The sequence below is a fragment of the Xanthomonas citri pv. citri genome, from assembly GCF_000961215.1.
Classification (GTDB): Bacteria; Pseudomonadota; Gammaproteobacteria; order Xanthomonadales; family Xanthomonadaceae; genus Xanthomonas; species Xanthomonas cissicola.
In genome coordinates this window covers 4,987,187-4,998,952 of the sequence record NZ_CP008998.1, presented here as the reverse complement: position 1 = coordinate 4,998,952, position 11,766 = coordinate 4,987,187, and the positions used below count along the sequence as shown (strand labels likewise).

Below are 11,766 nucleotides of genomic sequence, written 5' to 3'. Positions count from 1 at the left end.
CAAGGCACGCATCAGAACTTGGCGCCGATTTCCAGCACGACGCTGCGCGGCACGTAGTTGATCTCGCCGCTGGTGTTGATGGCGATGTCCGGAGCGAACTGACCATTGCTACCGAAGCCGTTGTAGGCGTACGCACTGTAGTTCTTGAAGTTGAACGCGTTGAGCAGGTTCACACGTGCATTGAGCTTGAAGTCGCCGGCCACGGTGAACTCCTTGGTGGCCTGGAAGTCCACTGTGCGGTAGCCCCAGATATCGCCACCGACCAGGAACTTGCCGCTGCCCGGCGGGGTGACGCCGACCTGCTGGCACGTCGCGCCATCGGGATCGGTGAAGCCGAAGCAGGCGATCGTGTTGATCGGCTCGGGCGTGGCCAATACCAGCTTGGCACCGAAAGTCACGCCCCATGGGCCGTCGATCGAGCCGGAAGCGACGAAGCGATGCGCGGCCACGGCATCGGATTTGACGAACGGATAGCCGCGGATGGTGGCCTTGTCGAAACCGTAAGGCTCATCGATGTTGCGGTTCTGGCGCGCGCTGGTGTGGGTGTAGGACAAGGTCAGGCCCCAACCGGACTCCTTGGTGTACGGCTTGTCGGCCGACAACAGCACCTGGCTGTTGCGCTGCTCCAGGCCGTTGCTGCCCAGGATGGTGTTCTGGTAGCCCGGCACCGGCTCGCCCCACGGCACGTTGCCATTCTGGAAGTAGGAGCCGTCCGGATAGCGGTTGATCAGACCCATCGCGAACCCGTCATAGCTCAGGATGCGCTGAAAGGTCACATCGGTCAGCCAGTCGCCCACCTGGTTGGTGATGCCGATGCTGTACTGGTCGCTGTACGGCGTCTTGAGCTTGTTGTTGAACATGAAGAGCTCGGCGCTGCCGGCGACACCGGGAATGGTGTTGAGCTGATCGATGCCGTTGAGATAGCGCGGGTCGAACGCCACGCAGGTGCGATCGGCGCGATAGCAGGTGCCGGTTGCCGGATTTTCGAAATACACCGCCACCGGCGACAGCGCCGCCTTGCTGGTTTCCAGCGCCAACTGTTCGAACAGGTTGCGATCGTAGGAGCGCGCGGCACCACCATGCACGATGGCGGCTTCGTCGCCGAAGATGTCATACGAGAAACCGAAGCGCGGCGCCCAGGCATCCTTGAAGTTCTTGCGGTTGTTGCCGGTGCTGATGTAGTCGGCCACGTTGATGCCGCTGGGCAGCAGACGGTTGGCCCAAGGCTGGCCGGGATTTTCTGCGTCGTTGGCATACAGCGCGTCGACGAAGGCCTGCGAGGTGACGAAGTTGGTGTAGGCCGGAGTGTCTTCGTAATCCCAGCGCACGCCGATGTTGACCATCAACTTGTCGGTGGCGGCCCAGTCGTCCTGCAGATAGATACCGTACTGCTTGGACGGGGAGACCACCGTGGCGCGCTGGCCTGGCGTGGTGTAGGGCGCGATGAAGTCCACGCGGTAGGGTGTGGCGTCAATGCTGCCATTGCTGACGCGATAGCTGAACTGCGGATTCAACGCCGCCGCATCCTGCGAGGTGAGCTCGATGTCCTTGTAGTTCACACCCATCTTGATGGTGTGTTCGCCATGCCACTGGAAGCTGGTGAAGGTCAGATCGTTCTGGATGAACCAGCCCTTCTGGCTCTTGCGCTGCGCGTTCTTGCCGCCAGCCGAACCGGTGGTGAGGAACGTGCGCTCATCGATATCGGTGGAACCGGAACGCGGCTGGAAATAGGTGTAGACGATGCCGTTGCCCAGGGTGCGCGGGGTCGGGTTGTTCTCCGAATTTTCGGTACCGACGATGACCTCGTTGAACCAGTTGTCGGCACTGTGCTGCCAACGCAGGTTGGTGCGCTTGTCCTTGTTGATCTTGTCGGTGGCCTGCGCGAGCGTGTTGGTGCCGCCGACGTTGGCGGTCTGGGTCTCGTCGCGGTAGATCGTGCTCAGTTCGATGCGATCGCGATCGGTGGGCTCGAAGTCGATCTTGCCGAACAACAGGTCTTCTTCGAACGGCATATTGGCCGGGCCATACTGGCTGGCCAGGTTGGCCGGCAGCTGGCTGACGAACGCCGCCGCCTCGGAACTCGGCTGCACGCTCTTGGGCGCCACGTTTTCCTTGCCTTCGTAGGCAACGAAGAAATGCATGCGATCCTGGATGATCGGCCCGCCGAGCGCGAAACCGTATTCCTTGGTCTGCGAATCGATCTTGCCGTTGGCTTCTTCGTCGGGCCGCTTGTCGCGTAGATCCTGATCGGTATAGCGATAGAACGCTTCGCCGTGGAACTCGTTGGTGCCCGACTTGGTGGCCGCGGTAATCGCCGCGCCACTGATCTGGCCGTACTCGGCCTTGTAGTTGGAAGTAATGACCTTGTATTCGCCGATCGCCAGCTGCGGGAACGGGTTGCCCTGCGTATCGCTTTGACCGGCGACGCCACCGCTACGTACGTAGCTCTTCTGGCCCACGCCATCGATGTACAGATTGCCGGCACTGGCATTGGACGCACCGCCGCGCAGCTTGGTGTTGCCGTTGCCATCGACCTGAAACACCATGCCCGGCACGGTATCGGCAAACTCCAGGAAGTTACGCGTGGCCTGTGGCAATTGCTGGATCTGACGCGCGCTGATGGTGTTGCCCACCTCCGAGGTCTTGACGTCGCGGATCATCGGCGCGCTGACCGTCACCGTATCCAGCGTGGTCGCATCGCCTGCGGGCGCAGCGGCCGTCTCGGTGCCCAGATCGACGGTGGCGCTGGAGGCCACCGACAGGGTTACCGTGCGGCTGATGCCGTTGGATTCGACCTTGTAGGTACCCGGCTGCAGCCCGACGATGGTGTAGTTGCCGTTCGCATTGACCGGGGCGCGTCGCACCGAGCCGGTGGCGACGTTTGTGACGACGACTTCGCTGCCGTTCTGCGCGGAAGCGACCTGGCCACGCAACGTGGCGTTACTGGACTGGGCCATGGCCGGTGTGGTGGCGAACAACGAGGTGGCCAGGGCGCAGCACAACAGGCTGCGCGCCGGCAGGGTGGAGACGGTGCGGTGATTCTTCATGACTTCCCCCTCCCAGGGGTAAGGCGCGACGCAGTGCAGTGACTGGCGCGTTGGATTGGTGCTTTGGTGTGGAACACAGGGACAACAGGCAACGACAGCCGCGAGGGCTGCAAGAACAACAAGAGTCTGCGGTGACGGGTGCTTGCTCCTTCAGGCACGGGTCGAGACGGATGAAACAGTGGGGGCGTGGCCGATGCAGCGCCTCGGCAATCACCGGGCAATGCAAGACCAACGATGCACCAGGATGCGTGCCGTGCGCGGAGGCCAGCACAGGCGGCCTCCCTGTGCTGGCATCGCTAGCGACTTACCAGATGATGCGTGCGCTCAGGAACAGCGTCCGCGGCGAGGTGGACAACGCGCCGTACTGGTTGATGCTGGCGCGCGGGTTGTAGACGCCGTTCTGGCCCCAGTCGATGGCGTACTGGTCGTAGTTGCGGAAGTTGAGCGCATTGATCAGATCCCCGCGCACCTGCACGGTCAACGCCTCGGTGACATGCATGTCCTTGGACAGCGACAGATCCAGCTGCCGCGTGCCGAAGATGTCGCCGCCGGCGATGAACTTGCCGCCCGGTGCATCCACCGAGACGATACGGATGTTGTCCGACGGCTGTCCGCCGTACTGGTCGTAGGACACCGCTTCATTGCGCGGCGGCACCGTGGCCAGGGTCAGCTTGGCCGAGGCGCTGATGCCCCAGAACAGATCGTAGATGCCGGTCAGCACCAGCCGATGGCGCGGCACTGCGTTCAGATCCAGGAACGGGTAGTCGGCGATGGTGGCCGCATCGAACCCGTAGCGATCATCGTTGCCGCGGTTACCGCGTGCGCGCGAGAACGTGTAGGCCGCAGTCAACCCCCAGCCGCTTTCCTGGGTATAGGGCTTGTCGGCCGACAGCAGCAGCTGGCCGGTCTTGGTTTCCACACCGTTATTGCCGATCAGCAGCGAACCGAAGCCCGGCGGATTCTCGTTCCACGGCTGGCCGCCATTCTGGAAGAAATCGCCATTGGGGTAGCGGTTACCCAAGGTGAGGATCAGACCGTCCTTGCTATGGATGTAGGATACCGTGGCCGAGGTGTTCCATTCGCCCAGCCGCGTGCGCAGGCCCAGCGAATACTGGTCGGAATAAGGCGTCTTCAGATCGTTGTTGAGCAGGTCGATCTCACCGTTGCGCACCCCTGAATTGACCAGACTGCCGAGGCTTGCCGGATCGCTGAGGTAGGCCGGATTCCAGTTGACGCAGGTGCCCGGCGCCGGCGTGCAGCCGGGCGCGGCTTCGGCAAAGCGGAGCGTGTACTGCGCCAGCGCCGACTTGACCTGCTCCAGTCCCAGGATGTCGAACAGATTGCGGTCGTAGCTGCGCCCGGCACCGCCAAACAACACCAGCGATTCGTCGCCGCGGAAATCGTAGGAGAAGCCCAGGCGCGGCGCGAAGTTGTTGTTGTCCTGCTGACGGTTATGGCCGTTGCTGATGTAGTCGTTGATGTTGACGCCGCCCTTGGCCAGTTGCTCGGCGTAGGTGGCGCTCACCGTCGGGTCGGTGCCGGGACCGTTCAAGGCCGCCACCACTTCCGGCGGGGTCACGTTGTCCAGATACGAGGGAATCTTCTCGCCATCCCAGCGCACGCCCAGGTTCAACTGCAGCTTGTCGTTGACGTCCCAATCGTCCTGGATGTACAGGCCCAACTGCTTGCTCTTGGTCGTCACCGACGGCGCGGCACCTGCAAACGGCAGATTGAACTTCACCTGGTACGGAATCGCCGAGGTTCCCAGGCCATCGGCCACCGCGTAGTAGAACGACGGATTGACCGCCGCGTTTTCGCTCTGGGTCAGCTCCACTTCCTTGTACTTCACGCCCATCTTGATGACGTGGCTGCCGTGCCAGTCGATGCTGTTGAAGGTCAGGTCGTTCTGGAAGCTCGGGCCTTTCTGACCCTTGCGCTGGATCGCCAGGCCGCTGGTGGCGTTGTCGCGGATCAGCACATCGTCTTCGGCGACGCCGCGGGTATAGATGTTCTGGTTGCCCAGGGTGAAGGCATTGGGGTTGAACAGCACGTCCTCGTAGGAGACACGCGCCTCGTTGACGTAACGTTCGCCGAAATGCTGCCAGCGCAGGTCGTAGCGCTCTTCGGTGTTGAGGTTGTTCTTGCCGGCGATGGCGGTGTTGCGGTCGCCCACGTCGTCGCGGCTCTTCTCGTCGCGGTACTTGGCGGTCAATTCCAGGCGATCGTTCTCGCCCACGTCCCAGTCGATCTTGCCGAAGTACAGGTCTTCCTTGAACGGACGGGTGACCGAACCCAGGCGGCTCTGCACGCCGGCCGGCAGGTCGTCGCGCAATGCGCTGAAGCTGTCCGGCACCGAGACCGGGTTGGCCGACACCTCGAAGCCCTTGCCTTCGTAGCTGACGAAGAAATGCGCCTTGTCCTTGACGATCGGCCCGCTGAAGGCCATGCCGTATTCGTCCTGGTGGGTCTGGCGCTTGCTACCGTCGGCATTGGGCGCACCGGCGCGCTCGTCGGCCTGACGCGCCCGGAAATCGGTATTGGTGGTGCGCCCGAAGATCTCGCCGTGGAACTCATTGCCGCCAGACTTGGTGGAGGCCACGATCGCCGCCGACCCCACCTGGTCGAACTCGGCCTTGTAGTTGGAGGTGATGACCTTGTACTCGCCGATCGCCAGCTGCGGGAATGGGTTGCCCGCGCTCTGCTCCTGGCCGGAGACGCCGCCGAACAGATAGCTCTTCTGGCCCACACCGTCGATGTAGACGTTGACCGCCGAGCTGGCCTGCGCGCCACCGCGGATGCGGCTGTTGCCGTTCGGGTCGGTCTCGAACTGCATGCCGGGCACGGTGTCGGCGAACTCCAGGAAGTTGCGCGTCAGCTGCGGCACCGTGTTGATCTGCTTGAGCGACACATTGGTGCCCACTTCGGAGGTCTTGACCTCCTGCAGCGAGGTGGCAGTGACCTTGACCGTGTCCAGGGTCGTGGCGGTGCCATCGGCGGGCGTTGTCGCCTCGCCGCCACTGCCCAGATTCAGGCTCACCGACGAGGCCACCGACAGGGTCACCGTCTTCTCGGTGCCCGGGCCGGCATCCACCTTGTAGGTGCCCGGCGGCAGGCCAACCAGGGCATAAGTGCCATCCGGGCCGGTCGCCACGCGTCGCGTCGTGCCCGTGGCGAGGTTGGTGGCGGTCACGGTGGTGCCTGCCTGGGACGCGGCCACTTGCCCACGCAGGGTGGCGTTACTGGACTGCGCCATGGCCGGGCTGGCGGCCAGCAACGAAGCGGCCAGGGCGCAGCACAGCAGGCTGCGCGCCGGCAGGGTGGAGACGGTAAGGTAGGTCTTCATGACTTCCCCCTCCCAGGGGTCAGGCGCGTACCGGCAGCGTGGTCGGCGGGCGCAGGGTGACGCGTTATTTCAAGGACGAACGAGCAGCGGTAGCGGCAACGATAGAGTTATAAAAAACATAAGAAAGCGTAAATAATTCGTGAAGATGCGATGCGGCGCATCGTTGTCAACGTCCGGGTGTGCCACGGGCGGCGCTGGAGGCACGCACGATCAGTTCCGGAACCATCTGCGAAAATGCTGGCGGTGCGGCTTCGGCAGGCGGTGCAGGCGCATCGACCAACTGCTGGCCCAGCAACAACTGCAACGCACGCGCGCCCAGGCCGGCGATATCCACCCGCATCGTGGTCAGCGCAGGCAGCACGTAGCGCGCCATCGGCACGTCGTCGAATCCGGCCAGCGCAATGTCCTGCGGCACCTTGAGCCCGGCATGGCCGAGCGCGAACAGGCAGCCCAAGGCCATCATGTCGTTGGCGGCGAACACCGCGTCGGGCCGCGTGTCCCGGGCCAACGCCTGGCCGGCGCGGTAACCGGATTCTTCGTCGAAGTTGCCGGGCAAGACCCACGGCTGCACGGCCGGGTCCAGCGCCAGTTCGTCGCGATACCCGCGCATGCGCTCATGCGCATCGAAGTTGTCGTCCGGCCCGGCGATGAAGGCGATGCGGCGGTGGCCACTGTCGCGCAGATGCCGGGTCATGACCCGCGCGCCGCCGTAGTTGTCCACATTGAGCACCGGGCGCTGGCTCGCGCTACCCGCGCAATTGAGCAGCACCGCCGGCAGGCCGCCGGGCAGCGCGTCTTCATGCACGCCCGAATCGCCCAGCGACGGCGACATCACCACCACCCCGTCCACGCGCCCGGGCAGGCGCTCCAGTGCCCGGCGCTGCGCCTGCGGGTCGCCGTGCGAGCTGGACACCAGCAGATGGTAGCCCTGGTCGCGCGCCACCTGATCGATGCCGCGGATCAATTCGGAAAAGAATTCGCCATGCAGGTCCGGCAGCACCACCCCGATGGTGTGGGTGCGCCGGCTGCTGAGGCTGCGCGCGGCGTGGTGCGGGATGTAATTGAGCGCACGCGCCACCCGCAAGACACGCTCGCGCACCGACTCGGCCACGTGCTGATGCCCGTTCATGGTGCGCGAGACCGTCGCCACCGACACCTGCGCTTCGCGCGCAACGTCCTTGATGGTGACGCTGCCGCCTTCGGACCGTGGCCGACTCATGCTGTGGCGTTCTCCAGGTCAACGCACGTGGCGCCGCGCGCCGGGGTAGGGCGCACGGCCTGCTGGCACCGAGCGCCCGTGTCGGACAGGCACATGCATGACATCAGCCCCATCTGATGGTGACCCCCAAGCGAGATGCAGCGCACGCTAGCAGGAACTGCAAGCGCTTACATGATGCGCCGCAGCATGCGATCAAACGCAAGTGGCGCAAGGGCTGCAGCCCGATCGCTGGACAAGTTTGTCCGAATAAGACATCGGCAGCCAATGTCGGACACTGGTCGACAATGTGCCAGGAACTACGAAAACGTAACATCTGCACACCATACCCCGGCGCACGGTTCAGGCCTGCCTTGCCGCCAATGCATTCAGACAGCAAGATGCGCCGATCGATCAGGGGGAACATCGTGCGCATGTCGCTACCTACCGTCCGTGCAGGGCGGTTCCACTCCGCCGCGTGGCTGCTGCTGGCCGCGCTGTGCGTGAGCGGCTGCCAGCGCAACCAAGCCGCCCCGGCACTGCCCGGCGCCAAGGCCGAGCCGGCCGCGGCGATGCAGGCGATGACCCTGCCGCTGCGGCGCAATGATCTGGTGGCGTATGCGCGCATCCGGGTAACGCCTGCGCAATACACCCAGCTGGAGGCGGCGTGGCGCAGCGGTGTCAGCCGCTGGCCGCTGACCGAACTGCCGCTGCCGAATGAAGTCGGCGCGCTGCTGGGGTCGTTGTCGGCGCCCGATGCCGAACGCCGCCTGCAGCAGGCCTTCGATGCGCAGCTGGCCGGCCAGGCCCAGGGCATCGCGCAGGCGGCGCAATCGCTGGGCCAGTTCGGCGTGCAATACCTGCGTAGCCGCAACGACTACCAGCCCGAGCAGCGCGCCCATTACGTGCAGTTGGTCGATGCCTTGAGCGCGTGGGCTGCCACCGCGCCGCTGGCCGATCGCCCCCGCGCCAAGGCCAGCATCGCCGATCTGACGACCGCCGCGCGCGCCACCGGCATTACGTCCGATGCCGACCTGCAGCGGCTGGGCATGGAAGAAAGCCTGCGCCGGCTCGGGCCGTTCTGGGAAACCTGCAAGAAGGTGCTGGAGCGCTACGACCTGTCGATCGACAGCAGCCTGGACGCGCTGCGGACCGGGTTGATCAAGCAGGATGCCGACACCGCCCAGGTACGGCTGCGCTATCCGCTGGCCGCCCACGATATCGATCTGAACGTTGCGCTGATCAAGCGCGAGGGCCACTGGTACCAGCTGCAGACACAGAACGAAGTACAGGCGCTGCTCGATGCCCAGGCCACGCCCCTACCTAGCGCCACTGCAGCGCCCGACACCGCAGCGGCCGCGCCGGCGAAGCCTGCCGACACCGGGAACCGCCCGGCTGGGCGATAATGACCGTGATGCCAGAACAGAATCCCCTGCCGTTCCCGGACGGCCAGCCCAGCCCGCCCAGCACTGCCGCAGCCGACACCGGCGCCACGGCGGCGGCATTGCCGCTCGCCGAGCCGGTACCGCCAGCGGTTGCGCCATCGATCGCCCCCAGCGTTGCCGCTGCGCGCAGCGGCAAGCGCCCCTGGTGGGCGCGCCTGCTTGGCCGCCTGGCAGACCCCTGGCTGAGCCTGACCATCGAGCCGGACCAGCCCGGTCGCTACGACGACGGCCGCCCGGTGGTGTACGTGCTGGAAGACTACGGCATGTCCAACGCGCTGATTTTGGACAAGGCCTGTCGCGAAGTCGGCCTGCCGTCGCCGCTGGTGCCGTTGCCGGGCGACCCGCTGGAGCGCAAGCGCGCCTACCTGGCGCTCTCACGGCGCAGCAGCAGCAATTCGCTGATTCCCGAGCAGCGCGGCGGCAAGACCCATTCCGATTCGCTGGCCAAGCTGCTGCAGGCGCACCGCGTGCGCGCCGACCTGGACGTGCATCTGGTGCCGGTGTCGATCTTCGTCGGCCGCGCGCCGGACAAGCAGAGCGGCTGGTTTGCGGTGCTGTTCTCGGAAAACTGGGCGCTGGTCGGCCGCTTCCGCCGCCTGCTGTCGGTCTTGCTCAACGGCCGCACCACCATCGTGCGCTTCGCTCCGCCGATTTCGTTGCGCCAGACCATGGCCGAAGGGCTGCCGCCCGAGCGCACCTTGCGCAAGTTGCAGCGCGTGCTGCGCACGCACTTCCGGCGCATCCGCGAAGCGGTGATCGGCCCGGATTTGTCTACCCGCCGTTTGCTGGTGGACCAGGTGCTGGCCGCCGAGTCGGTACGCGAAGCCATCGCCATCCAGGCCAAGCGCGACAATTCCAAGCCGGTCGATGCCTGGCGCAAGGCGCATGCCTATGCGTGGGAAATCGCCGCCGACTATTCCAGCCCGGTGGTGCGCTCGGCCAGCTTCCTGCTGACCCACGTGTGGAACCGCATCTACGCCGGCGTGCTGGTACATCACCTGGACAAGCTCAAACAGGCCGCGCCCGGGCACGAAGTGGTGTACGTGCCCAGCCACCGCAGCCACATGGACTACCTGCTGCTGAGCTACCTGCTGTACGAACGCGGCATCGTGCCGCCGCACATCGTGGCCGGCATCAACCTCAATCTGCCGGTGGTCGGTACCCTGCTGCGCAAGGGCGGCGCGTTCTTCATCCGCCGCTCGATCAAGGGCAATGCGCTGTATTCGGCGGTGCTGAGCGAATACGTCGCCCAACTGGTGGCCGGCGGCTATTCGATCGAATACTTCGTCGAAGGCGGGCGTTCGCGCACCGGGCGTTTGCTGCAGCCCAAGGGCGGCATGATCGCGATGACCCTGCGCGCGTATCTGCGCCAGCCGCGCAAGCCGGTGCTGTTCCAGCCGGTGTACATCGGCTACGAGAAATTGATGGAAGGCAACAGCTACCTGGACGAGCTCACCGGCCGGCCCAAGGAGAAGGAATCCATCTGGGGCCTGCTGTGGTCCATCCCCAAGGTGCTCAAGCAGAACTATGGCCAGGTGGTGGTGAACTTCGGCGAGCCGATCGCGCTCAACGACGTGCTGGCCAAGCACGCGCCCGATTGGGACGGCCAGCCGCTGCCGGAAGACGAAAAACCCACCTGGCTGGCGCCCGCGGTCGACATGCTGTCGACGCAGATCCAGACCCGCATCAACTGCGCCGCCGACGTCAATCCGATCAACCTGCTGGCGCTGGCCCTGCTGTCCACGCCCAAGCACGCGATGGGCGAGGCCGATCTGATCGCGCAGATCGAGCTGTGCAAGAAGCTGCTGGCCGAAATGCCCTACTCGGACCGCGTCACCGTCACCCCGCATACGCCGGCGCGCATCATCACCCATGCCGAAGAGATCAACGTGCTCACGCGTGTGTCGCACCCGCTGGGCGATGTGCTCAGCGTCAGCGGCGATACGGCGGTGCTGCTGAGCTACTTCCGCAACAACGTGCTGCACCTGTTCACTGCCTCCTCGTGGGTGGCGTGCTGTTTCCAGAACAACCGCCGCATGAGCCGCGCCGGTCTGTTGCGCCTGGGTCGCACGGTGTATCCGTTTCTGCAGGCCGAGTTGTTCCTGCCGTGGAGCGAAGACCGCTTTGCCGAACGCATCGAACAGACCATCGACATGTTCGTGCGCGAAGGCCTGCTGCTCAACGTCACCGACGACGACGGCGGGATCCTGGCACGCAACACCGGGCAGACCGACGAAGTGTTCCGCCTGCGTGCGATCGGCCACTCGCTGCAACAGGCCTTCGAGCGCTATTACATCGCCATTTCGGTGCTGGTGAAGAACGGTCCCGGCGTGCTCGGTGCCGGCGAACTGGAAAGCCTGTGCCAACAGGCCGCGCAGCGTCTGAGCCTGCTGTACGCACCGGCCGCGCCGGAGTTCTTCGACAAGACGCTGTTCCGCGGCTTCATCCAGAAATTGCGCGAGTTGCGCCTGGTGTGGCCGGACGAAAACAGCAAGCTGATGTTCGACGAGCGCCTGGATGCCTGGGCCAAGGACGCCAAGTTCATTCTCGGCCGCGAACTGCGCCATACCATCGAACGCGTCAGCCCGGCAGCGGCCAAGCCGGACGTGGTCGTGCCCCCGCAGTAAGCCGTCGGCGAACGCCTTCAAGCCCTGTGGGAGGCGTTGGGCGCGTGGCGGGGTGTGGGCGAGACGCCGGCCGCCTTCACGCAGCGGTTCCGTTCGTTTCATCGGGCAC

At 65.0% G+C, this 11,766-nt stretch carries 5 protein-coding genes; 2 read left to right on the top strand and 3 right to left on the bottom strand.

What is annotated here, in order from left to right; genetic code table 11:
• Positions 1-11: 11 nt before the first annotated feature.
• From AMD14_RS21850 to AMD14_RS21835, 3 genes are all read right to left on the bottom strand, one after another.
• Positions 12-3,047: a TonB-dependent receptor domain-containing protein gene (locus AMD14_RS21850; RefSeq protein WP_015463787.1), complete on the bottom strand. Its 3,036-nt coding sequence runs from the start codon at positions 3,045-3,047 to the stop codon at positions 12-14.
• 304 nt (positions 3,048-3,351) lie between these two features.
• Entirely contained in the window at positions 3,352-6,390 is a 3,039-nt protein-coding gene (locus AMD14_RS21840) for a TonB-dependent receptor (protein ID WP_011052861.1), read from the bottom strand.
• Between the two features lie 166 nt (positions 6,391-6,556).
• Positions 6,557-7,609: a LacI family DNA-binding transcriptional regulator gene (locus AMD14_RS21835; RefSeq protein ID WP_011052860.1), complete on the bottom strand. Its 1,053-nt coding sequence runs from the start codon at positions 7,607-7,609 to the stop codon at positions 6,557-6,559.
• A 410-nt stretch (positions 7,610-8,019) separates the two neighbouring features.
• Here AMD14_RS21835 and AMD14_RS21830 point away from each other — a divergent pair, with 410 nt between their 5' ends.
• Positions 8,020-8,991: a hypothetical protein gene (locus AMD14_RS21830; RefSeq protein ID WP_015471490.1), complete on the top strand. Its 972-nt coding sequence runs from the start codon at positions 8,020-8,022 to the stop codon at positions 8,989-8,991.
• A complete protein-coding gene (plsB, locus tag AMD14_RS21825) occupies positions 8,991-11,657 on the top strand; it encodes a glycerol-3-phosphate 1-O-acyltransferase PlsB (protein WP_003485072.1) in 2,667 nt (888 codons plus the stop codon). The genes AMD14_RS21830 and plsB overlap by 1 nt, the downstream gene beginning before the upstream one ends.
• Positions 11,658-11,766 lie beyond the last annotated feature (109 nt).

Bases quoted from the DNA above. Each gene is read 5' to 3' on its own strand.
- AMD14_RS21850 (WP_015463787.1), bottom strand. From the start codon at position 3,047: ATGAAGAATCACCGCACCGTCTCCACCCTGCCGGCGCGCAGCCTGTTG.
- AMD14_RS21840 (WP_011052861.1), bottom strand. From the start codon at position 6,390: ATGAAGACCTACCTTACCGTCTCCACCCTGCCGGCGCGCAGCCTGCTG.
- AMD14_RS21835 (WP_011052860.1), bottom strand. From the start codon at position 7,609: ATGAGTCGGCCACGGTCCGAAGGCGGCAGCGTCACCATCAAGGACGTT.
- AMD14_RS21830 (WP_015471490.1), top strand. From the start codon at position 8,020: ATGTCGCTACCTACCGTCCGTGCAGGGCGGTTCCACTCCGCCGCGTGG.
- plsB (WP_003485072.1), top strand. From the start codon at position 8,991: ATGACCGTGATGCCAGAACAGAATCCCCTGCCGTTCCCGGACGGCCAG.